Genomic DNA, 22,203 nt, shown 5'->3' on the forward strand with positions numbered 1-22,203 from the left:
GTTGTTTGAGGTTTTTAAGCGGCGAGCGAGATCACGATCGGGACTGCCATGGCAGAAAGCTCCAGAGCCATGTCCGATCCATCACCGCATCTTCGAAGTGGACGCTGACATGAACTTCGGGCTATCCAAATTCGTCAAATTCTTAATGACCGGGGCTGCGCTAGGCTCCAAACCCAAGTAACGTTTTGGAAAAGCGGCGTCGCGAGTGTCTCTCAGGCATGGTGAGGTGGGAGATCGAGCATGGCGAACCTGTTCTGGCTGAACGACGAGCAGTGGGCGGCGATCGAGCCGCATCTTCCGACGAACCAGCCCGGTGCGCGGCGGGTGGAGGACCGGCAGGTGCTTTCGGGGATCTTTCACGTTCTGAATGCGGGCTGCCGGTGGAGCGACTGCCCGTCCGAGTACGGGCCGCACACGACGGTCTACAACCGTTTCAATCGCTGGTCGCTCGGCGGTTCTGGACGGGGCTTCTGGAGGCGTTGACCGCTGCCGGCAGTCTGCCGCAGAGCGCATCGATCGACTCCAGCTATGTCAAGGCGCACCGCTCAGCCCACGAAGCTCGCCGACAACTTCCTCTCCGCCGTCGCCCTCGCCGCTCTGCTTGCCTTCTGGCTCTGAACGAGTTTGGAGCCTAGCCTTCGGAACAACGGCTGCGATGTCGGAAGGGCTAACAGCCTGACCCAAAAGGCCCGTTAAGGCTGGCTTGGGATGATCCTCTCGACTGATTGGAAGGCGATTGCGGATGTGGACGCAGGAGCAGCGCGAGCAGCATCGGCAGGGTGACAACGGCTTCCCGAGCGATCTGACGGACGCGGAGTGGGACAGGCTGGCGCCGCTCATCCCGCCGGCCTCGCCGGGCGGAAGGCCGCGCAAGATCGACATGCGGGCGGCGCTGAACGCCATCCTCTACCTGCTGCGTACGGGCTGCCCGTGGCGTTATCTGCCGCGCGACGGCTTCCCGCCTCGCTCGACCGTGTACAACATCTTCCGCAAGTTCCAGCGCGAGGGCACCTGCGAAGCGATCTGGGCGGAACTCCGCGTGGCGCTGCGCGAGCGCATCGGCCGCGAGGCAAGCCCCAGCGCCGCTATCCTCGACAGCCAGACGGTGAAGTCGGCCGAAAAGGGGGCTCGAAAGGCGGCAAGGTGGGTTACGACGCCGGTAAGCGGGTGAAGGGGCGCAAGATCTACGCGCTGGTCGACACCGAAGGCGTACCGCTGCGCATCGTCGTCCACTCGGCCGGGGTACAGGCCGGGGTACAGGATTGGGACGGCGCGGCGCTGGTGCTGTCGCGCATCGCGCCCGCTTCCCGTGGCTCGAACTCGTTTGGGCCGATGCCGGGTACGATGCCCGGCAGGTCAAGGCCACCGTCGCTGACATCCCGGTTCTCTCGATGGAGATCGTCCGCCGCAGCGACAACACCAAGGGCTTCCTCGTCGAGCCGCGGCGCTGGGTCGTCGAGCGCACCTTCTCCTGGTTCGGCCGCAACCGCCGCCTAGCCAAGGACGACGAGAACCTCGCCGACGCCCTCGCCGCGTTCGTCGCCATCGCGGCAATCCGCATCGCACTCAAGCGCCTCGACCGGCCAGCTTAAGCTTTTGAGTCAGGCCGTTACCCCCGACCTCACGCAAACGATATCAACCGCCGTCGGCAGCGACACGGACCGTCTGGTCGCGATCTTCAAGGACATCCACAGGGATCCCGAACTCGGCTTCATGGAAACGCGGACCGCTGGGATCGTCGCGAACGAGCTTGAAGCGCTCGGCTTCGACGTCACGACCAGCTGGTGTCATAGGCGTGATGGGTGTCATGCGAAACGGCGACGGCTCTACGGCAATGTACCGCGCCGATATGGACGCCAACGCGGTGGAGGAGGCGACAGGCCTTGATTGCGCCAGCACCGTGCGCGTCAAGCGCTCCGATGGGGTCGAGGCGCCCGTGGCGCACATGTGCGGGCATGACGCCCATGTGACATGGATGCTGGGCATGGCGCGGATCATGGCCGAGAACAAGGAGAGCTGGGGCGGAACGCTGGTCCTGATCGGCCAGCCTGCTGAAGAGCTCATCACCGGCGCGCGGGCGATGGTCGATGACGGGCTTTACACCGAACACGACGCCCCGGTGCCGGATCACTTCGTGGCGCTGCATACCGCGCCGGTTCCCACCGGAATCGTCGCAGCCCGTGCCGGCACGATCATGGCAGGCACCGATCAGATCGACGTGACGTTTCACGGCATCGGAGGGCACGGCTCCACGCCGCAGCTCGCCAAAGATCCGGTGGTGATGGCGGCCTTTGCTGTGACCCAATACCAACTCATCGTCTCAAGGGTGGTGCCGCCGCTGGAAACCGCCGTTTTAACCGTCGGCTCGATCCAGGCCGGAACGGACAACAACGTCATCCCGGACGAGGCGCTGGTGAAGATCAACCTGCGCTTCTTCACACCCCAGACGCGCGAGACGATGATCTCGGGCATCCGCAGCATCAACAATGGGATCGCCAGGACTTACGGCATGTCGGACGACAGGATGCCCGACATGGTGATGAAGGGTTATTCGCCGCCCTTGGTCAACGACGCCCCGTTGATCGAACGTCTTGAGGAGCCGCTTGCCGAGCTGCTTGGCGAGGAGAATGTCGTGAAGGAATTCCCACCTGCTACCGGGTCGGAAGACGCGCATATCCTGCCCAGCCCGCATGAGAATGCCGAGGTCGCCTACATGGCGGTCGGCATCGCGGATCCGGATGTCTTCGCCGAGGCGCGGGCGCGCGGGCAGGCCGTTCCGTTCGCGGCGCACAATCCGAACTTCATCGTCGATCTCGACGCGATCCCGCTGGGCACCGAGGTTGCGGCGGTATTGGTCTTGGAGCTGATGGCCAAATGACTACGGGCACCGCGAGCATGGTCGCTTTGACCCCTCAACCAAGGAAATCAGCATGATGGCCCTCCGCGCGCTTCGCGCCGCTACTCTGCCACTGGCGCTTGCCGCCCTGGTCTCAGGACCGCTATCGGCGCAGGAAGAAGGCGCAGCCAGCATCCTCTTCGAGAATGTGCGCATCTTCAACGGCACTGATGCGGAACTCTCGCGACCGTCGAACGTGCTTGTGCGCGGCAATGTCATCGACTCTATATCGACCGATCCCATCGTCACGGACGACAGCACGCGCACCACCGTGATCGCCGGGGATGGCCGCACGCTCATGCCGGGACTGATCGACGCGCATGTTCACATCGTCATGTCGACCATCCCGATCGCGGCCATGATGACGGCCGACCCCAATTACGTTACCCTGATCAGCGGGCAGGCCGCCGAGGGGATGCTGATGCGCGGCTTCACCTCGGTGCGCGATCTGGCCGGCCCGACCTTCGGTCTCAAACGCGCGATCGACGAAGGCGTGATCGCCGGCCCGCGCATCTGGCCGTCGGGCGCGATGATCTCGCAGACCTCGGGCCATGCCGACTACCGCTCCGTCCATGACATTCCCCGAGGGTCCAACGACCCGCTGCATTTCACCGATCAGCTGGGTTTTTCTGGTCTCGCCGATGGCCGCGCCGAGGTGCTGCGCCGTGTGCGCGAGCAGCTCATGCAGGGCGCGAGCCAAGTCAAGTTGGCCGCCGGCGGCGGTGTCGCATCAAATTACGATCCGCTCGACGTCAGTCAGTTCACCGAGGACGAGCTGCGCGCCGCCGTGGAGGCAGCACAGGATTGGGGCACGTACGTCACCGTTCACGCCTACACGCCCGACGCGGTGCAGACGGCGATCCGCGCCGGCGTGCAGTGCATCGACCACGGTCAGCTCCTCGACGAGGAGACCGTGCAGATCATGGCCGAGCAAGACATCTGGTGGAGCATGCAGCCCTTCCTCGATGACGAGGATGCCGTTCCCTTCCCGGAAGGCTCGGCCAACCGCTTGAAGCAGCTTGAAATGACCGCCGGCACCGACAACGCCTACAGGTTGGCCAAGGAGTACGGCGTCAGGCTGGCGTGGGGCACTGACACGCTCTTTGATCCCCAGCTGGCCACGCGTCAGGCGGCGCAGCTCGCCAAGATGGTGCGTTGGTTCGAGCCGGCCGAGGTCTTGAAGATGGCCACGCACGACAATGCGCAGCTTCTGGCGCTCTCGGGCAACCGCGCCCCCTACAAGGGCGATCTTGGCGTGGTGGAGGAAGGCGCGCTGGCCGATCTGCTGCTGATCGACGGTGACCCGCTGGCCGACCTCGACCTGATCGCGGATGAGTCCAACATTGCGGTCATCATGAAGGACGGGCAACTCTTCAAGAACGCGGACGCAGAGTAGTCAGCCGCAAGGATGTACTAAAAGAACAGCTCAAAGTCGGCGCACCGATAGTTGCGTACACAAGGTTCGCAACTAGCCGCGCTCCCGATGGCAGATCAGCGCAGCCCTACGGCAAAACTCGTGACCAGGAGGCCCTTATTTGGGTCTCCTCGGTGCCCCCGCAGTCGGCATCCGCCGGGCTGCGCGACGACAGATCTCACTGCGGCTCCGGTGGGGCCGTCCGTGCTCCGGTGGATCGAACCGTCGAGCGGATCGTGACACGCAGGCCGGGTCGCAGAAGATGATCCGGATTCGGAAACTGCGCCCAAACCGCGGCGGTCTGTGTCTCCTCATCAAATTCATAGCCGCCCGAGATGTATCGCCCCCGATGCGCGTAAGTGGATCCGTCCGGGAGGACCAGGGATAGATCGAGGGCGTTCATTGCCTCGCGATCGGACATCAGTTGCTGCCGTCGGCGCGCGTAGACCTCGTACGGGACCTCGGCCACGAGCCAGATCGGATCGAGCTGTGCGATCGTCGCCATCCGAGTGTCTTCGCGCGCTTCCTTGGTCAGGTACGTGTTCTCCATGACGTACGGGCGGCTTACAATTCCTGAAATCGGAGCCCGGAGGTTGAGGTACCTCATGACGAGCTGTGACATCTCGACCTTGAGTTCGGCCTCCCGAACGTTCGCCGCGGCGATGTCCCTGTTAAGCTTATCTTCGAGCAGTCGCACCGCCGGGATGACCTCGCGACCACTCAGTGTCTGCGAGCGCTCGAGCGCGTTTTCTGCGCGGGCGAGCTCAGCGCGGGCGCGGCTCAGCCGCGCCTGGTCCATCTGGAGGAGAAGCGTGCGCTCGCCGGTGCTGAACTCGAACAAGAGATCGCCTTCCTCGACATACTGGCCAGGCACGAAGTGGATGTCGGTAAGCCAGCCGTCGAAAAGTGGAGAAATCTCCGCCTCCCGGGCAGCCCTCACGACACCCTCGTATTCGGCGATGTTCGCCGCGACGCCGCTCTGTGCGGCAGCAGGCGTTCCCGCGGGCAGCGCGGCAAGCGCAAGCAGCGCGGCACCGCAGATTGACGCCGTGGGAACGCTACGCCTCGGAGCGCCCTCGTCACGACCTTGCCGCGACGAGTTCGGTCGTTCCTGAAACATGGTTGGCTCCTGTGAGGAGGAAGATCAGGTGGGCGGCGCTCGCCTGGTGAACGTAAGCAGTGCTGGCGTAGCCAGGTGAACTTATTTGGTTTGATTGGAACGGAAATTCCCGAAGCAACAGTGGACCACATTTTTCGCGGCTGTCCAGGTGCTCGGATCGCGACGTTGTCTGATATTCATCCCCATCAACCCAACAGGACGTCGGACGCAGCCTTCATCCTCGTCACTGCCGACGAGGTCGGATGACGCCGCTCGCGTGCTGGCGGCGTCGCATGCAATTGTAGCTCGGCTCGTGAGCAGCGTTCGGCCCGAACCTGATCGCCGCGTTTTGGACGAGCTAAACGTACAACTCATCTGTGCCGGCATGGCCTGCCTGGCTTCTTCGGACCACGCCTAGCTTGAGTGAGCTGCCCCTGATGCTGCTTCAGACTGCCCCTTGCGAAGCGGTTGAACGACGGGGCGGGTCGCGGAGGCACCACATACCGCAGCGGTCCGCCACGTCGTGACCGCTGGGTGTTCGGTTCCGATCTTCGAGGCGAACGCCGCCGGCGTCAGATGGCCGAGGCTCGAGCGGGGCCGCACCTCGTTGAAGTGCCGGCGCCAGGCTTCGATCATCGCCTTGGCCTCCCGCGAGCGGCACCATTCGAGGCTCAGGCACGTCGGGGAACTTGCCGTTGAAGCTTTCTCCCGCCCCATCCTGCCAAGGTTTGCCTGGGTCGATCAACGCCGTCTCGATACCCTGGTCGACGATCCACGCGAGCAGCGCGCGGGAGACGAACTCCGGTCCGTTGTCGGACCGGAGATAAAGAGGCGCGCCGCGCTCGCAGGCGATCCGCGACAGCACCTCAATGACGCGCGAGGAGCGGATGCAGCCGTCGACCTCGATCGCCAGACCCTCCTTCGTCCACTCGTCGGGGACCGTCAGGCACTTCAGCTTCTGGCCGTTGGCGCAGCGGTCGAAGACGAAGTCGTAGCTCACACACGAGTTGCCCCGGTCGGCGCCCACAGGCGATACGCACGTTCAACGCTCATGGCGTGGCCATTGCGGCTGAGGAAGACCGCGATCCGGCGACACCCGTAGCGCGGATACTGGGCCGAGAGCTCGACCATGCGTTCGAGCACCGGTGCATCCTTCTCCGCCTGGTGCGAACGGTAGCTCAGCGCCGACCGTGTGTTTGGAGCCTGCGGCAACGTAGGCGATTGACGTTAGGATCGATGCCCGTCGGCCCCCGTGGCGGAACGGTTCCTCGCGAGCCGCTTCACGAAGGGCTGCGGTTCGTTCGCCATCGGCCGACCCTATTCGTGCGAGTGCCGCTTCGCCGCTCGCTTGCCCGGAGTCGTCGGTCATCCGCGCCAGACGGGTAGACCACGTGCCGCCGGTCGTAGAAGTCCCCGTCGCGCGTCGTGATGCGAACCGCCACCTCTTTGGCGTCATGGAGGTGGATCCCAGGGTACGGCGTCTGGTGGTGGAACGCTGCGGTAGTGATCCGATGCGTCACCGGGCGATCGGCGGTGCACCTCGACGTCGCCCCCATCCCTGCCGAACCCGAGGACGTCGATCTCCCAGATGCCAAGGTTGAACGGGCCCTCCGCTATCGCGGCGCCGTCTCGCGCAAGGTCCTGCTCTTGCTGCAGCCCGCAAGGGTTCCCGCATCGAACGTGTCGGAGCCGATAGCCAGGCTGCCCGGCCGCGCCGGCGCGACGTGTTCCACGAGGTTCCCGCGCAGCACCACGTGCCACGGTTGCCGCACCTCGGTACTGTCGCCCATCCCTTCCATCCCGTCGAACATCGCCTCGGCGACGCGGCGGTTGCCGAACAGGCGATCGTCGAGGACGTAGGGGTGACGCGCCGGTAGCCGTTCGATCATCGCGAGGGAGGCGTCGACGCTTCGGGGGTAGGACGCTGGGGCTGCCGGCAAAGAGCAGAAGTCGCGCTGCTGGGTGCCGCCGCGGGTCACCGCGATGGAGCTCGGCACATATGACAGCTCGCGGCGGATGAGGTCGCTGCGCACCGGCGGCAGCCGTCGAGGGTGCGGCCGGTCGTCGACGCAACGCGCAGCGCCGGCCGAACGGCGGCACGGTCCCGCAGGGGGGGGGTGGGGAAGGTCGCCTCGCCCGGTCCGAGGAAGATCGTGACCTGCGTGTGCGCGGCCTCCTCGGGCAGCGAGGCCCATGCGGCCACCCAGCGCCACACGACACCCCCCGGCGCAAGAGTGCTCGGCAAGCGCCTAGACAGCTGCGGGAGCAGCTGGTCCCCGATCGGCCGGAAGAACGGTCCCCTTCGCTTCGGTCAGCGCCGGCAGGACCAAGCTTGACCTTCACGAACTGCTACAGCTGCGGCGCCCGCGCTCCGTCCCACCGGCGAACGGCCTTGCTGCAGCGCCATGGGAACGTTCACGTCGGTCAACCGTGTTAGGGGAGGGCTCGCGACAACGATGCAAGGAGGACACGACCATGCGCAGGTTCATGCTCGCGTCGGGGCTCGCCCTGACGCTCGCCGTCCCCGCGGCCGCCGACATCGAGGTGACCGACCCGGTCACCATCGGCCTCGACGCCCAGGCGCTCGAGGGGGTCCGCTCCGCGCTGGAGGCTGACGTCGAGGAGGGTCGCGTCCCCGGGGCCCTGCTCCTCATCTCCCGGAACGGCAAGGTCGGCTTCTTCGCGGCCTTGGGCCAGCAGGGGCCGGACGACCCGACGCCCATGGCCTCCGACACGATCTTCCGCATCTACTCCATGACCAAGCCCATCGTCAGCGTCGCGGCGATGATGCTGGTCGAACAGGGCCGCCTCGCCCTCGACGAACCGGTCGCCACCTACATTCCGCCCTTCGCCGCGATGGAGGTGCTCCAGCCAGCCGGCGCAACGTATGTCATCACCGAGGACAAGCGTCGGACCGCGCAGACGACGATGACCGTCCGCGACCTTCTGCGGCACACCTCGGGGATGATCTACGGCATCTTCGACGACGGAAGGTTCGCCGAGCTCTACGCCGAGGCCGGCGTCGCGAACGACGACATCACGACGGACGAGTTCGCCCGCCGCATGGGCCGTCTGCCCCTGCGCTTCGACCCTGGCACGGCGTGGCACTACGGCCGCTCCACCGACGTCCTCGGCCGGGTGATCGAGGTCGCGACCGGGATGCCGCTCGACCAGGCGCTCGACGAGATGATCTTCCAGCCCCTCGGCATGACGGACACCGCGTTCTTCCAGGACCCTTCGCAGGCGGAGCGCTTCGCTCAGCCCGTCACGCCGCTGTTCGACATGGCCGACCCCATGCCGATGCTCTCCGGCGGTGGCGGACTGACGTCGACGATGGAGGACTACCTGCGCTTCGTCATGATGCTGCGCAATCGCGGCAGCCTGGACGGCGTGCGCATCATCAGGCCCGAAACACTGGCGTTCATGACCGAGAACCACATCGAGGGGCTCGATCGCAGCTACTTCTACCCGGGCGACGCGTACGGCTTCGGACTCGGCTTCGCCGTGCGCATCGAGGAGGAGGGGGACTATCCCGGCACCGTCGGCGACTACTGGTGGCGCGGCCTCGCGGGCACCTACTTCTGGGTCGACCCGCGCAAGGACGTCTTCGCGATCTTCCTGATCCAGGACCCGGCGAACCGCGTGTACTACACCGGGCAGACCCGCGAGTGGGTCTACGGCGCGCTCGCCGGCGATTGACGCCGCGTTGACGTCCCGGACCGTCGTGTCCTGCCCCGAACGGGGTGAGACGACGTCACAGGCGCGGGTGGCGGCAGCCCTTGCCGCCATCAACGCCACGGCGGCGTTGAACGCCGTCATCGCCGTCGACCCGGACGGCGCTTGGGCCGCGGCACGGGCTTCGGACGCCCGTCGCAGGCACGGGATGGCGCTCGGCCCGCTCGACGGCGTCCCCTTCGCAGTGAAGGACAACCTCACGGTCTCCGGCATGGTGACGACCGGCGGGCACGCAGCCGAGGGTCTCCGCGCCGACGCGAGCGACGCCCACGTGGTGGCCGCGCTCCGCCGAGCCGGTGCGGTGCTCATCGCGAAGCTTAATCTCGAGGAGGGGGCGCTGGGCGCCCTCACCGACAACCCGCACCACGGCCGCTGCTTCAACCCGCTGGGCGAGGGACTGTCCCCCGGCGGCTCCAGCGGCGGGTCCGCCGCGGCGGTGGCGGCGGGGCTGGTGCCGTTCGCCCTCGGATCGGACACCTTGGGGTCGGTGCGCATCCCCGCGTCCTGGTGCGGGCTGTTCGGGCTGAAGCCGACGCGCGGCGCGGTGGGGCGGACCGGCCTCATGCCGCTCGCCCCGAGCCTCGACACCATCGGTCCGCTCGTCCGGGCCGCAGGCGACCTCAGGGCCATCATCGCCGCCATCGCCGGCGACGACCCCGACGACCCCGAGTGCGTGCCGCCGCGCGGCCGGCCACCGACGGTACGCCACGGCGCGGCGGCGCTCACCGTCGGCGTCGTCGACCTCTCGCGGGCGAGCGTCGACGACGAGGTGCGCGCCGCGACCCTGCGTGCGGCGGGTGCGCTGGAGCGGCAGGGCGCGCAGCTCCTCCCGCTCGCGATCGACGGGTGGGAGCCGGCGCACGCAGCCCGGGACGGGCTCCTCGTCATCGAGGCGGAGGCGGCCGCGATCGTCGGCGAGCGGATGAGGACCCAGCCGGAGCGCTACGGCGCCACCTTCACGCGGTTGGTGCGCTACGGCGAGGCCGTGCCGGCGCCGCGCCTGGTGGGCGCGGCCGACCGGCTGCGTCGCCTCGGCGGGGCGGTGCGCCGCGCGCTGTCGGTGGCCGACGTCCTCCTCCTGCCCACGACAGGGCAACGCGCCGTCCCGCACGATGCGCCGCTCAGCGCGAGCCCCGCGGAGCTCACCATCCTCGCCAACGTCGCCGGGGTGCCGGCCATCGCGATCCCCATCGCCACCGACGGCTTGCCTGCGAGCGTGCAGCTCATCGGCCGACCGTGGAGCGAGCCCGCGCTCATCGACATCGCGGAGGCCCTGGCCGGTTCGGTCTCGATCCGCTCCGGGTGAGCGGACTCGCGCCGCTCACCCGGAGCGGCTGGGCGCTCCTCGCCGACCTATGGACCGGAGCTCAGGGCGTGCCACCGGCGCCGATGTCCCAGTAGAGCCCCGCCATCATCCCGAGCGCGCTTCGGCAGGTGGGCAGCAGCACGTGCTCGTCGGGCGCGTGCTGCGAGCAGCCCGAGTAGGAGTGGGGCAGCCAGATCGCCGGGATGCCGAGGAGGTCGGTGAACAGGTCGTTGCAGATCGACCCCCCGGTCTGCGGGACGACCGCCGGCGGCTTGCCATGGGTGCGCTCGAACGAGGTGCGCACGAACAGCGCCCAGGGGTGGTCGGGCTCCGTCCGGCTCGCGGCGAACCCGGCGGCGTTGCCCGACGGCGGGTCGCGCACCTCGACCTTTTGAAAGCCGTGGTCGTCGAGGTGTCGGCGCAACGCGGGGAGGATCCCGTCGACGTCGGTGCCCGCGACGAACCGGAGCTGCGCGTGTGCGTTTGCGCGCCCCGAGATGGCGTTGATGGGGCTTTCGGGGACGCCCGAGGTCATGGCGAGCACGGCGAACGAGTTCCAGGCGTAGATGTTCTCCGCAGGGGAGAGGCCCGGTTCGCCCCAGTCGGGATCGTGGGACGGCCCGCCGCCGCTGTCGAGCTCGACGTCGGCGAGCAGCGCGCGGATCTCCGGGCGGATCTCCGTCGGGCGCCACTCGGGCACCAGGATCTTCCCCGTCGGCGAGACGATGGTGGCGATGGCATGGGCGAGGATCACCGCCGGGTCGGCGAGGCCGCCGCCCCAGTTGCCCGAGTGGCGCGCCCCCTCGCGCAGCTCGCACGCGAGCTCGAAATTGACGGCGCCACGGCAGCCGAGGGAGACGGTCGGCCGGTCCGGGCGCACGCGGGGGCCGTCCGAGGCGATGAACACGTCAGCCATGAAGGCGTCGCGGTTCGCGCTCATCACCTCGCGCAGGCCCTTGGAGCCGTTCTCCTCGCCGGTCTCGATCATCACCTTGGCGTTGAACCCGAGGGCGCCCCGCGTGTCCAGCACGGCCCGCATCGCCTCGATGTTCATGAGGTGCTGGCTCTTGTTGTCCGCGGTGCCGCGGCCGTAGAGCCGATCGCCTTCGCGCGCGAGGCGCCACGGCCCGTCGCCCTTGGTCCAGCGCCCCTCCAGGCCGCGGATGACGTCGCCGTGCCCGTAGCCGAGCACGGTGGGGAGGTCGTCCGCCTCGTGCCGCGTGGCGAGGAGCACGGGCCCGCACCCGGGCAGCGGGTTGTCGAACGTCTCGCAGGAGAACCCGAGGCCTTCGAGGAGCGGCCTCATCTCCTCGGCGAGGTAGCGCTCGCAGTGAGGCAGGCCCTCTGGCGTCTGGCTCTCGGTGGGGATCGCGACCAGGCGGGCAAGATCGCGCTCGAAGCCGCCCTCATCGAGGTAGCGTGTCGCGTGGTTGATGGCATCGTCGCGTTCGGCGACGTTGGTTTTGGTCAGGGTGTCGGTCACTCGGCAACCTCCAAGGTCTTTGGGGCGCGGTCGCGCGCGTCCTCGTAAAGCAGGCACTCCACGTGGCCGCTCGGCTGGGGGATCGGTCGCGGCGTGGTCGACGGGCAGTGCTCCATGACCTTGGCGCAGCGCGGATGGAAGCGGCAGCCGGGCGGGATGTCGAGCGGGTTCGGGAAGCTCGCCCCGAGGTGGGTGTCGGGCACCCCGAGCCCGGGCTCTGGCGTCAGCACGGAGGCGAGCAGCGCCTCGGTGTAGGGGTGCTTCGGGGCCGCGAACAGCCCGTCCACGTCCCGCTCCTCGACGATGCGGCCGAGGTACATGACCGCGACGCGGGTCGCCATGTGCTCCACCACCGACAGGTCGTGGCTGATGAGGAGGTAGGTGAGGCCGAGCTCGGTCCTGAGGTCCTGCAGCAGGTTGAGGATCTGCGACTGCACCGAGACGTCGAGCGCGGAGGTCGGCTCGTCGCAGATCACGATGCGCGGGCGGTTGATGAGGGCGCGGGCGATGGCGACGCGCTGGCGCTGGCCGCCGGACAGTTGGCTCGGGTAGCTGCGCGCGACCCGCGAGGGCAGCCCGACGAGCTCCATCATCTCGTCGACGCGGCGGTCCCAAGAGGCGGGGTCGGGATCGCGCTGGACCACGAGCGGGAGCTTGATGATGGCGCGGATCGGCTTCCTCGGGTTGAGCGAGGAGTAAGGGTCCTGGAACACGGGCTGCACGCGCGAGGCCACCGCGACGCGGCCGAGCTCGCCGATCTCGGTGCCGTCGAGCACGATCGTGCCGGACGTGGGGCGCGTCAGCCCCATCAGCATCTTGGCGAGCGTGGTCTTGCCGCAGCCCGACTCGCCGACGAGGGCGACGACCTCGCCCTCGCGGATCACCAGGTCGACCCCGTCCACCGCGCGCAGCGGCCGCCGCGACCGCATGAAGCCGGCCGACACCTGGTAGGTCTTGGCGACGCCGCGGGCCTCGAGGACGGGCCGGGCGCTCACGCGGCCCGCGCCTCGGGCTCGGCCAGCGCCGTCCCGTCGGGCGTCAGCACGCAGCGGTAGCGGTGGGCGTCGCCGGCCTCGCGCTGGGCGACCTCGCCCGTGGTGCAGATCGGCATGGTGTGCGGGCAGCGGCCGGCGAAGTGGCAGCCGTCGAACGCGCCGACCAGCGAGGGCACGATGCCCGGGATGGAGCCGAGCCGCGCCCCGCGCGCGGTGCGGCCCGGGATCGGGATGCAGTCGAGGAGGCCGCGCGTGTAGGGGTGCGCGGGCGCGGCGAACACGTCCTGCGCCGTCCCGGTCTCCACGATCTGCCCCGCGTACATCACAGCGACGCGGTCGGCGACGCGCGCCACCACGCCGAGGTCGTGGGTGATGAGGATGAGCCCAGCGCCGAACTCGCGCTTGAGGTCGGCGAGGAGGTGGAGGATCTGCGCCTGGATCGTGACGTCGAGCGCGGTGGTCGGCTCGTCGGCGATCAACAGGTCGGGGTCGCACATCAACGCCATGGCGATCATCACGCGCTGGCGCAGCCCGCCGGAGAGCTGGTGCGGGTACTGGCCGAGCCGCTCGCCCGCCGCCGGGATCCCCACCTTGGCGAGGAGCTCGACCGCCCGCTCCCGCGCCGCAGCGTTCGAGGCGCCCTTGTGCTTGCGGTAGGGCTCGGCGAGCTGCTCGCCGATGGTGTAGGCCGGGTTGAGGCTCGTCATCGGCTCCTGGAAGATCATCGCCATCCGGTTGCCCCGGAGGCGCGACATCTGCCGCTCCGACAACGCGGTGAGGTCCTCCCCGGCGAAGGTCAGCCGGCGCGCCGACCGCTTGGCCCGCGCCGGCAGCAGCCCCATCAGCGCGAGCGAGGTGAGCGACTTGCCGCAGCCGGACTCGCCGACGATGGCGAGCGTCTCGCCCGGCGCCACGGTGAGGTCGAGGCCCTGCACCGCATGGAGCGTCCCGGCGGGGACGGGGATGTCGACGGTCAGGCCGCGCGCCTCGAGGAGCGCCATCAGCGCGCCTCGGGGGCGGTGACGTCGCGCAGGCCGTCGCCGAGGAGGTTGATCGACAGGACCAGCATGAAGAGCGCGGCGCCCGGGATGATGATGAGCCAGCCGTCGAAGAACATCAGCCCGCGTGCCTCGGAGATCATCAAGCCCCAGGAGGGTTCCGGTGGCTGCACCCCGAGGCCGAGGAAGGACAGCGCCGCCTCGAGCAGGATCGCGTGCGCCATCTCCACGGTGGCGACGACGATGAGCGCGTTCATGATGTTCGGCATGATCTCGGTGGCGAGGATGCGCCATCGCGGCGCGCCGAGCGCCTCGGCGGCGGCGATGTAGTCCCGCTGTCGCACCTGCATCGTCGCCGCGCGCATGACGACGGCGAAGCGATCCCAGATGAGGAGGCCGAGCACCCAGATCACCATGGTGAGCGAGGAGCCGACCAGCGACACGACCGCGAGGGCGACGAGGACCACGGGCAGCGACAGTCGCGTCGTGATGACGAAGTTCGCCACCATGTCGACGCGCCCGCCGAAGTAGCCCGCCGCGACGCCGATGGCGGTGCCGATGACCATGGAGATCGCCATCGCCGACAGGCCGATGATGAGGGAGATGCGCGCGCCGTAGAGCAGCCGCGTCAGGTAGTCCCGCCCGAAGTGGTCGGTGCCGAGCGGGTGGTCCCAGGTCGCCTCGGCGCTGTCGAACCAGACCGGCGGGATCAGCTTGCGGTCGAGGACCTGGTCGTACGGGTCGCCGGGCGACAGCACCGGCGCGAGGATCGCCGCCACCACGATGACGGCGAGCACCGCGCCGCCGATGACGAGCCCCGCGTGGCCGAACACGCGGCGGCGCAGCTGTGCGCCGGGGCTCGGCTCGACGAGCGCCGCCTCGCGGGGCGCGGCGGTGATTGACTTCGGAGCGGCCGGGGCCGGACCCGCGGCGGGGGCGTCGACGCTCATGTCATGCCGTCCTGATGGTGGGGTCGAGCCAGGCGTTGAGCAGGTCCGCAACGAAGGTCAGCACGATGTAGAACAGCGAGAGCACGAGGACGATCGCCTGCATCATCGGCAGGTCTGCCCGCTGGATCGACTCCCACGCGAGGTAGCCGAGCCCGTTGATCGCGAAGATGGTCTCGATGACGATCGACCCCCCCAGCATGAAGCCGAACTGCACCGCCGCCAGCGACACCACGGGGATGATCGCGTTCCGCAGCGCGTGCTTGAACAGCACCGTCGACGGCGACAGCCCCTTCGCTCGCGCGGTGCGGATGTAGTCCGACTGCAGCACCTCGAGCATCCCCGCACGGGTGAGGCGCATCACGATGGGCGTGACGTAGTACCCGAGCGCCACCGAGGGCATCACGAAGTTGAGCCAGGAGCCGGTGCCGGTGATCGGCAGGAGCTGCCACGTGATGCCGAACCACAGGACGAGGGTGAGCGCGAACCAGAAGGACGGCATCGCCTGCCCCACCACGGCGATGGTGAGCGCGATGCGGTCGATCAGGCTGTTGGGCCGGATCGCCGCCACCACGCCGAGCGGGATCGCGAGCGTCAGCGCGAAGGTGAGCGCGCAGGCGCCGAGCAGCATGGTGACGGGCAGGCGGGCGAAGATCACCTCCGAGACCGGCTGGCGCAGGTAGTGCGACATGCCGAAGTCGCCGGTCAGCGCGTTGCCGAGCCAGGCGACGTACTGCACGAGGATCGGCCGATTGTAGCCGTAGAACTCGCGGATGTTCTCGATGTCGCGCTCGGTCGCGGCCTCGCCGGCGAGCGCCATGGCCGGGTCGCCGGCGAGGTAGATCATCGAGAAGGTGAGGAGCGAGACGGTCAGCGCCACGAGCACGGCGACCCCACCACGCTTCAACAGGTAGGCTGCCACCCATCGTCCTCCTTCGCCGTGTCAGCGCAACGACGGTCGGGCAGGGATGCCCGACCGTCCGGAACGCTACTTCCAGGACGCCTTATAGAACCGCGGGATCTCATCCGCGGTCGCCTCGAAGTTCAGGTCGTTCGAGTAGGCGTAGTACTTGGCGTAGGTGAACATCGGCACCCAGTACGCCTCCTCGGCGATGATCGAGAGCGCATCCTTGTAGGCCGCCTCGCGGGCCTCCGGCTCGATGGAGGTGTCGCCGCGCTTCACCGCGGCGATGACCGCGTCGTCCTTGGCCGGATCGTCGCGGCCGCCCTCGAAGAAGTGGCCGAGGGAGGCCGACACGTCGGGGATGGAGCTCGAGCCCCACGTCATGTGCGCGATGGGCGTCTCCCCACCCCAGACGAGGTCGCGCAGCGCCGCGTACTGCAGGAAGTTGAGGTTGGCGTCGATGCCCACCCGCCGGAGGTCGCCGATCACCGCCTCGGTGAACTCGCGCTGGCGGTAGGCGTAGATGTCGAGCTCCAGCCCGTCGCCGTAGCCCGCCTCCTCCAAGAGCTGACGCGCCTTGTCCGGATCGTAGGAATACTGGGCGACGTCGTCGGTGCAGCCGAACTGGTCGGGGTGGCAGGCCGAGTGGATCACCACCGAGGCGGGACCGACGAGGTTGCGCGCGATGGACTCCCGGTCGATGGCGTGGGCGATCGCCTGGCGCACCCGCTTGTCGGTCAGCGCCTCGGTGTTGGACGTCCCCGTCGCGTCGAGGTGCAGGTAGGAGATGCGCATGGTCTTGGCGTTCTCGACCGTGACCTGGCCGGACTGCTCCAGCCGCTCCGCCTGCTCCTTCGGCACGTCCCAGATCCAGTCGACGCCGCCGGTCATGAGCTCCGCCATCTGCGTGTTGGGATCCTTGAGGGTGCGGAACGTGATGTTGGCGATCTCCGGCTGCCCCTTGGGTCCCCCCTCGAAGTAGTCCTCGTTGGCAGCCCACTCGACGCGCTCGCCGGGCACCGTCTCGACCCACTTGTAGGGGCCGGTCCCGACCGGATCGACGGCGGCGAAGTCCGGCTTGCCGTCGGGTCCCATGGGCGCGTCGTCGTAGTGCCCCTCGGGGACGGCGAAGATCGCGCCGGCGAGGTAGGCCTCCGCCGCGGGGAACGGCTCGTCGAGGTGGATGCGCACCGTGTTCTCGCCGGTGACCTCGGCGCTCTCCAGCCACTCGACGTTCTGGGCGGTGAGGACGCCGGCGTCCTCGCGGGTCACGTGGTTGATCGTGTAGGCGAGATCCTCGGGCCCGAAGCTCGACCCGTCATGGAACACGACGTCCTCGCGCAGCGTGAGGTCCATGGTGGTGTCGTCGACGTACGTCCACTCGGTGGCGAGCAGCGGCTCGTACTCCTCTGTGTCGAGGTTGTAGAACAGCACCGCGTCCCACCCGAGGTGGCCCATGATGACCAGCTCGCGCGTGTTGTTGTAGTATGGGTCGATGACCGCCACCTCGCGGTCCGTGGTCCACACCAGCGTGTCGTCCGCCTTCCCCGCCTCCGCGGAGTGCGCGGCGAGCGCCAGGGCCACCGCCGTCAGGCCCAGGGCTGAGCCCCTCATCAATCTCATGCTCGTTCCTCCGTTCGCGTCGGCGGTTCGCAAGCAGCGCTTCCGGCTCGACGTCGTTTGCCACGAACGTGACACCGTTGCCCGAGGCGATCAACCGAACCTGCCGCCCAGCGCGCTCATGGCTTCCGGTTGCAGGAACGGTGCCAAGAGCGGCGCTCCTGCCCTCGCGACGATGCACGCGCGCCGCGTGGGCATCGTCCGTCGATCGTGCTAGCCGGGCGCGATGCCCCAGCCGGTCGATGCCTCACTCCGCGCCGTTCCCTTCGGGGGCGTTGGTGCAGCGTCCGGCATCGCCTGGATGCTCGCCTCCTGCGGTTTCCTCGCCGGCGTCGCCGCGCTGGGCCGCTACGCCGGGCTTGAGGGCTTCTCGGTGCTGCAGATCGTCTTCCTGCGGCTGCTGTTCGGCGCGCTCTCGCTGACGCCCGCGCTGGCGGTGCGCGGCGTGTCGATGCTGCGCACGACGCACTGGCGGCTCTACGCCGTGCGGATCGTCGTCGGCCTCGTCGGGATGACGACGTGGTTCGCGGCGCTGAAGCTCGTCACCGTCGGCGAGGTCACCTCCATCGGCTTCCTGACCCCGCTCCTCGTCACCCTCGGCGCGGCGTTGGTGCTGCGCGAGGCCGTCGACGGTCCGCGCTGGGGCGCCACCCTCGTCGGCTTCCTCGGCGCCCTCATCATCCTGCGGCCGGGGCTGCAGGAGGTCAGCCTCGGCACCTGGGTCGCGCTCGCGTCGGCGGTGCTGATGGCGACCTCCTCGCTCCTCATCAAGACGCTCGCGGGGCGCGACGACCCCGACAAGATCGTCCTCCTCTCGTCGGGCGTCCAGGCGGCGATCATGGCGATCCCCGCCGCCCTCGTGTGGCAGTGGCCGAGCGCCTTCATGTGGCTCGTCTTCGTCGGTATGGGCGCGATGGGCATGCTCGGGCACATCACGTTGACGCGCGCGTTCCGCGCCACCGACGCCTCGGTCGTCATGCCGGCCGAGTTCGCCCGCCTGCCGTTCGCCGTCGCGCTGGGCTACGCGCTGTTCGGCGAGCTCATCGACCTGTGGACGTGGGTGGGCGCAGGCGTCATCTTCGCCGCCTCGATCTATGCGGCGCGGCGCGAGCGTCGCCTGGCGCGGGCGATGGCGCGCGCGCCCATGCCATGACCCGTCAGCAAGGCCGCAAGGAGCCCCGATGATCCCCGACACCGACGAGCTCATCGCGGGCCTGCGCCCGTGGATCGAGGCCGAGAGCCCGACGGCCCGCGGCGACAAGGTCAGCGCCATGATGGACCTCGCCCAGGCCGAGTTCGAGGCGGCGGGGGCCTCGGTGGAGCGCATCCCCGGGCGCGACGGGGCAGGGGACAACCTGTCGGTCGCGATGCCCTGGGGCGGCGACGAGCCCGGCATCCTCGTCCTGTGCCACCTCGACACCGTCCACCCCGTCGGCACCCTCGACAAGCTCCCCTACCGGCGCGACGGCGACAACCTCTACGGCCCCGGCACCAGCGACATGAAGGGCGGCGTCTACATCGCCGCTCGCGCCGCGCGATCCCTCGCCGAGGAGCGGCACAACGGTCCGCTGCCCGTGCGTTTCCTGCTCACTGCGGACGAGGAGACCGGCTCGGCGACGACCCGCGCGCTCATCGAGGAGGCGGCGGAGCGCGCCAAGTACGTCCTCGTGACCGAGCCGGCGCGGTCCGGCGGCAAGATCGTCACCGGGCGCAAGGGCGTCGGCCGCTACGACATGAGGACGGTCGGCCGCGCCGCTCACTCCGGCTCGAACCACGCCTACGGGCGCAGCGCCATCAAGGAGATGGCGCGCCAAGTGCTCGCGGTGGAGGCGCTCAACGATCCCGACCTCGGCCGCACGCTCAACGTCGGCCGCATCGAGGGTGGCTCGGTGGTCAACACGGTGCCCGAGTTCTGCACCGCCGAGGTGGACCTGCGCGTCATGGAGGAGGACGACTTCGCGACCGTCCACGAGGCGCTGATGGGCCTTGCGCCCCACGACCCGGACGTGACGCTCACGGTGACGGGCGGGGCGAACCGCCCCGCCTACCGCAAGACGCCGGAGATTGCCGCGCTGTTCGACCGCGCGAAGGGGCTCGCCGCGGAGATCGGCTTCGAGCTCGAGGACCTGCACACCGGCGGCGGCAGCGACGGCAGCTTCATCGCCACGCGCGTCCCCACCCTCGATGGCCTCGGCGTGGACGGCGCCGACGCGCACACGCTCAACGAGCACCTCTACGTGTCGTCCATGGTGCCCCGCATGAGGCTCCTGCGCCGGCTGATGGAGACGCTCGATTGACCGAGGTTAGCACCGTGGGGCGGTCAGCGACGGCGGCCGCGCCCATCCGCGTCGGGCTGGCGGGCTTCGGCGCCATCGGCCGCACCATCGCAAGCGCCCTCGACGCGGGCATCGACGGCGTCGAGCTCGCCGCCGTCGCGGTGCGCGATCCGGCGACCGCGGGGGAGCGCGTCGCCCACCTGTCGCGGACCCCCGAGCTCACCACCGTGGGCGACCTCGCGCGGCACTGCGACCTCGTCGTGGAGTGCGCGCCCGCGGCGCTGCTGCCGGCCATCGCCGAGCCGGCGCTGTCGGCGGGCAAGACGCTCGTGGTGCTGTCGTGCGGCGCGCTCCTCACCAACATGCACCTCGTCGACCTCGCCCGCGCGCACGGCGGGCGCATCGTCGTCCCGTCCGGCGCGCTCCTCGGCCTCGACGCGGTGGTCGCCGCGGCGGAGGGCACCATCCATTCCGTGACGATGGTGACGAGGAAGCCGCCCCTCGGCCTCGCCGGCGCCCCCTACCTCGAGGAGCACGGCATCGACATGGGCGCCGTCACCGAGCCGACGCGCGTCTTCGCCGGCACCGCGCGGGAGGCGGCGGCGGGCTTCCCGGCGAACCTCAACGTCGCCGTCGCCCTCTCCCTCGCCGGCGTCGGGCCGGACGCAACGCGGCTCGAGATCTGGGCCGACCCCACCGTGACGCGCAACACCCACCAGGTCATCGTCGACGCGGACGCCGCGCGCCTCTCGGTGACCATCGAGAACGTGCCGTCGGAGAACCCCAAGACGGGCCGCATCACCGCGCTCTCCGTCATCGCCGCGCTGCGCAAGCTGCGCGCGCCGCTCGCCGTCGGCACGTGAGCTTGTCCCTGGTGCGGTGCGGGCGCTAGCCTCCCTTGATCGCCGCCGGAGAGCCCTCGTGAACGCCATCATCGCAGCACCCCAGCCCGAGGCCGCCGAGGCGGGGGCCGACGTCCTCGCCGCAGGGGGCAACGCGGTGGACGCCGCCGTCGCCTGCGCGCTCGTGCAGACCGTGGTCGACCCGCTCATGTGCGGGCTCGCCGGCTTCGGCTCCATGCACCTCTACATGCCCGACCGCGGCACCCACGTGTGCATCGACTTCCACGGCCGCGCCCCCAAGGCCGCGCGGGCGGACATGTGGGAGGACCTCGTCATCGGCCAGGCGGAGGACGGGTTCGGCTTCCAGCTCGAGGGCCGGGTCAACGAGGTGGGCTACCAGTCCATCATGACGCCGCTCACGCTGAAGGCGCTCGACCACGCCCTCACGACCTACGGCACGCGCCCGCTCAACGAGCTTCTGGCGCCCGCCATCGCCTACGCCGAGGAGGGGTTCCTGCTACGCCCGCACGTGGTGGAGTTCATGCGGGAGGCGCCGTCCAACGGGCGCATCGACCACCGCGAGTACGTCACCCGCTACCCCGGCACGCGGGCCGTGTACTGTCCCGACGGCGAGCTGCCGGAGGTGGGCGACACGCTCGTCAACGCCGACATGGCGCGCACCCTGCGTCGCATCGCCGAGGACGGCGCATCGACGGTCTACACCGGTGCTGTGGCGGACGAGATCGTCGCCGACATGGCGGCGAACGGCGGGCTCCTCGCCGCCGACGACCTCGCCGAGGCCGAGGCGCTGGAGAACGCGCCGCTGTGGGGCACCTACCGCGGGCACCCCATCGCGACGAACCCGCCGCCCGGCGGCGGGATCATGCTGCTCATGATGCTCAACATCCTGGAGGAGTTCGACCTCGCCGCCATGGGCCACGCCACCGCGGCCTACATCGCGACGGTCTCCGAGGCGATGAAGATCGCCACCATCGCCAAGGACGCGCAGGTGGGCGACCCGCGCTTCGTCAACGTGCCGGTCGACGAGCTGACGTCGAAGTCGTGGGCCGCCGAGCACGCCGCCCGCATCCGTGCCGGCGAGAAGGCGCACGTGGAGCGTCTCGCCACGGGGCAGCCGGAGTCGCGCGACACGACGCAGGTCACGGTGGTCGACCGCGCCGGCAACGTGGTGTCGATGACGCACTCCATCGGCATGCCGTCCGGCGTCGTCACCCCCGGGCTCGGCTTCATGTACAACGGCTGCATGGGCGTGTTCGACCCACGTCCGGGGCGCGCCGGCTCGCTGGCGCCGGGCAAGTCGCGCTTCACCGCCATGTGCCCCACCATCGTCTTCGACGGGGAGGAGCCGATGTTCGTCGTCGGCGCGCCTGGCGGCACGTTCATCACCATGGGCGTGCTGCAGGCGATCCTCAACGCCGTCGACTTCGGCATGTCGGCGCAGGAGGCGGTGGGCGCGCCGCGCTTCTGCACCACCAGCGACACCATCGACCTCACCAACCGCATCCTGCGCCGCACCGAGGCCGAGCTTCGCGCCATGGGCTACCCCACCCGCCGCTCGCCGCTCAGCCACGGCTTCTCGGCGGTCCACGCCGCGCGCCGCACCGCGTCCGGGTGGGAGGGCGGCGCCGACCCCGGCCGCGACGGCATGGCGATCCGCGTTCCCTGAC

The 22,203-nt window shown here is 69.3% G+C and carries 17 protein-coding genes and 4 pseudogenes; 10 read left to right on the forward strand and 11 right to left on the reverse strand.

From position 1 onward, the window contains the following. Positions 1-240: 240 nt before the first annotated feature. Together ACOOE8_RS12285 and ACOOE8_RS12290 are read left to right on the forward strand one after the other, a co-directional pair. Positions 241-554, forward strand: a pseudogene (locus ACOOE8_RS12285) (transposase); the annotation flags it as partial. A gap of 188 nt (positions 555-742) precedes the next feature. Further along, positions 743-1,592 (forward strand): annotated as a pseudogene (locus ACOOE8_RS12290) (IS5 family transposase). 43 nt (positions 1,593-1,635) lie between these two features. Here ACOOE8_RS12290 and ACOOE8_RS12295 read toward each other — a convergent pair. After that, positions 1,636-1,809 (reverse strand): hypothetical protein, encoded by a 174-nt coding sequence (locus tag ACOOE8_RS12295; RefSeq protein WP_420391742.1) that lies wholly within the window; start codon positions 1,807-1,809, stop codon positions 1,636-1,638. Here ACOOE8_RS12295 and ACOOE8_RS12300 point away from each other — a divergent pair. After that, positions 1,808-2,878: an amidohydrolase gene (locus ACOOE8_RS12300; protein ID WP_420391743.1), complete on the forward strand. Its 1,071-nt coding sequence runs from the start codon at positions 1,808-1,810 to the stop codon at positions 2,876-2,878. The two genes, ACOOE8_RS12295 and ACOOE8_RS12300, sit on opposite strands and share 2 nt — an antisense overlap. A gap of 52 nt (positions 2,879-2,930) precedes the next feature. Then, positions 2,931-4,292, forward strand: a complete 1,362-nt coding sequence (locus ACOOE8_RS12305) for an amidohydrolase family protein (protein WP_420391744.1) — start codon at positions 2,931-2,933, stop codon at positions 4,290-4,292. Positions 4,293-4,488: 196 nt separating this feature from the next. On the opposite strand, the gene ACOOE8_RS12310 is transcribed toward ACOOE8_RS12305, so the two are convergent. The 4 genes and pseudogenes from ACOOE8_RS12310 to ACOOE8_RS12325 all read right to left on the reverse strand — a co-directional run bounded on the left by ACOOE8_RS12310 (position 4,489) and on the right by ACOOE8_RS12325 (position 7,442). Further along, positions 4,489-5,430 carry an efflux RND transporter periplasmic adaptor subunit gene (locus ACOOE8_RS12310; RefSeq protein WP_420391745.1) on the reverse strand — a complete coding sequence of 314 codons (942 nt, stop codon included), beginning with the start codon at positions 5,428-5,430 and terminating at the stop codon, positions 4,489-4,491. A gap of 528 nt (positions 5,431-5,958) precedes the next feature. Continuing rightward, positions 5,959-6,411, reverse strand: a pseudogene (locus tag ACOOE8_RS12315) (integrase core domain-containing protein); the annotation flags it as partial. A gap of 21 nt (positions 6,412-6,432) precedes the next feature. Beyond that, a pseudogene (locus ACOOE8_RS12320) lies at positions 6,433-6,600 on the reverse strand (IS3 family transposase); the annotation flags it as partial. Positions 6,601-7,022: 422 nt separating this feature from the next. Further along, entirely contained in the window at positions 7,023-7,442 is a 420-nt protein-coding gene (locus ACOOE8_RS12325; protein WP_420391746.1) for a hypothetical protein, read from the reverse strand. 442 nt (positions 7,443-7,884) lie between these two features. Between ACOOE8_RS12325 and ACOOE8_RS12330 the strand changes: the two genes are divergently transcribed. Beyond that, positions 7,885-9,108, forward strand: a complete 1,224-nt coding sequence (locus tag ACOOE8_RS12330; RefSeq protein ID WP_420391747.1) for a serine hydrolase domain-containing protein — start codon at positions 7,885-7,887, stop codon at positions 9,106-9,108. Between the two features lie 7 nt (positions 9,109-9,115). Beyond that, a complete protein-coding gene (locus ACOOE8_RS12335; protein WP_420391748.1) occupies positions 9,116-10,450 on the forward strand; it encodes an amidase in 1,335 nt (444 codons plus the stop codon). A gap of 61 nt (positions 10,451-10,511) precedes the next feature. On the opposite strand, the gene ACOOE8_RS12340 is transcribed toward ACOOE8_RS12335, so the two are convergent. From ACOOE8_RS12340 to ACOOE8_RS12365, 6 genes are all read right to left on the reverse strand, one after another. Beyond that, positions 10,512-11,933, reverse strand: a complete 1,422-nt coding sequence (locus ACOOE8_RS12340) for a M20 family metallopeptidase (RefSeq protein WP_420391749.1) — start codon at positions 11,931-11,933, stop codon at positions 10,512-10,514. Beyond that, entirely contained in the window at positions 11,930-12,928 is a 999-nt protein-coding gene (locus ACOOE8_RS12345) for an ABC transporter ATP-binding protein (RefSeq protein ID WP_420391750.1), read from the reverse strand. The genes ACOOE8_RS12340 and ACOOE8_RS12345 overlap by 4 nt, the downstream gene beginning before the upstream one ends. Then, the gene (locus tag ACOOE8_RS12350) at positions 12,925-13,929 is read right to left on the reverse strand and encodes an ABC transporter ATP-binding protein (protein ID WP_420391751.1); all 1,005 of its coding nucleotides are present in this window, start codon (positions 13,927-13,929) and stop codon (positions 12,925-12,927) included. The genes ACOOE8_RS12345 and ACOOE8_RS12350 overlap by 4 nt, the downstream gene beginning before the upstream one ends. Further along, complete coding sequence (locus tag ACOOE8_RS12355; protein WP_420391752.1) at positions 13,929-14,876, reverse strand: ABC transporter permease; 948 nt, start codon at positions 14,874-14,876, stop codon at positions 13,929-13,931. Before ACOOE8_RS12355 ends, ACOOE8_RS12350 begins: the two co-directional genes overlap by 1 nt. Position 14,877: 1 nt before the next feature. Beyond that, on the reverse strand, positions 14,878-15,795 hold the full coding sequence (locus ACOOE8_RS12360) for an ABC transporter permease (protein ID WP_420391753.1): 918 nt from the start codon (positions 15,793-15,795) through the stop codon (positions 14,878-14,880). A 66-nt stretch (positions 15,796-15,861) separates the two neighbouring features. Next, complete coding sequence (locus ACOOE8_RS12365) at positions 15,862-17,400, reverse strand: ABC transporter substrate-binding protein (protein ID WP_420391754.1); 1,539 nt, start codon at positions 17,398-17,400, stop codon at positions 15,862-15,864. Positions 17,401-17,698: 298 nt separating this feature from the next. Here ACOOE8_RS12365 and ACOOE8_RS12370 point away from each other — a divergent pair, with 298 nt between their 5' ends. Genes ACOOE8_RS12370 through ggt form a run of 4 tightly spaced genes read left to right on the forward strand, consistent with a single transcriptional unit; the run spans position 17,699 to position 22,202 of the window. After that, positions 17,699-18,550, forward strand: coding sequence for a DMT family transporter (locus tag ACOOE8_RS12370; RefSeq protein ID WP_420391755.1), 852 nt, complete (start codon positions 17,699-17,701; stop codon positions 18,548-18,550). Positions 18,551-18,578: 28 nt separating this feature from the next. Then, positions 18,579-19,694, forward strand: a complete 1,116-nt coding sequence (locus tag ACOOE8_RS12375; RefSeq protein WP_420391756.1) for a M20 family metallopeptidase — start codon at positions 18,579-18,581, stop codon at positions 19,692-19,694. Further along, positions 19,691-20,536: an aspartate dehydrogenase gene (locus tag ACOOE8_RS12380; RefSeq protein ID WP_420391757.1), complete on the forward strand. Its 846-nt coding sequence runs from the start codon at positions 19,691-19,693 to the stop codon at positions 20,534-20,536. The genes ACOOE8_RS12375 and ACOOE8_RS12380 overlap by 4 nt, the downstream gene beginning before the upstream one ends. Positions 20,537-20,594: 58 nt before the next feature. Continuing rightward, positions 20,595-22,202 carry a gamma-glutamyltransferase gene (ggt, locus tag ACOOE8_RS12385; RefSeq protein ID WP_420391758.1) on the forward strand — a complete coding sequence of 536 codons (1,608 nt, stop codon included), beginning with the start codon at positions 20,595-20,597 and terminating at the stop codon, positions 22,200-22,202. Position 22,203 lies beyond the last annotated feature (1 nt).

It is taken from the genome of Acuticoccus sp., assembly GCF_965213555.1.
GTDB lineage: Bacteria > Pseudomonadota > Alphaproteobacteria > Rhizobiales > Amorphaceae > Acuticoccus.

Bases quoted from the DNA above. Each gene is read 5' to 3' on its own strand.
- ACOOE8_RS12370 (WP_420391755.1), top strand. From the start codon at position 17,699: ATGCTCGCCTCCTGCGGTTTCCTCGCCGGCGTCGCCGCGCTGGGCCGC.
- ACOOE8_RS12375 (WP_420391756.1), top strand. From the start codon at position 18,579: ATGATCCCCGACACCGACGAGCTCATCGCGGGCCTGCGCCCGTGGATC.
- ACOOE8_RS12355 (WP_420391752.1), bottom strand. From the start codon at position 14,876: ATGAGCGTCGACGCCCCCGCCGCGGGTCCGGCCCCGGCCGCTCCGAAG.
- ACOOE8_RS12305 (WP_420391744.1), top strand. From the start codon at position 2,931: ATGATGGCCCTCCGCGCGCTTCGCGCCGCTACTCTGCCACTGGCGCTT.
- ACOOE8_RS12365 (WP_420391754.1), bottom strand. From the start codon at position 17,400: ATGAGATTGATGAGGGGCTCAGCCCTGGGCCTGACGGCGGTGGCCCTG.
- ACOOE8_RS12300 (WP_420391743.1), top strand. From the start codon at position 1,808: ATGCGAAACGGCGACGGCTCTACGGCAATGTACCGCGCCGATATGGAC.
- ACOOE8_RS12295 (WP_420391742.1), bottom strand. From the start codon at position 1,809: ATGACACCCATCACGCCTATGACACCAGCTGGTCGTGACGTCGAAGCC.
- ACOOE8_RS12330 (WP_420391747.1), top strand. From the start codon at position 7,885: ATGCGCAGGTTCATGCTCGCGTCGGGGCTCGCCCTGACGCTCGCCGTC.
- ACOOE8_RS12350 (WP_420391751.1), bottom strand. From the start codon at position 13,929: ATGGCGCTCCTCGAGGCGCGCGGCCTGACCGTCGACATCCCCGTCCCC.
- ACOOE8_RS12310 (WP_420391745.1), bottom strand. From the start codon at position 5,430: ATGTTTCAGGAACGACCGAACTCGTCGCGGCAAGGTCGTGACGAGGGC.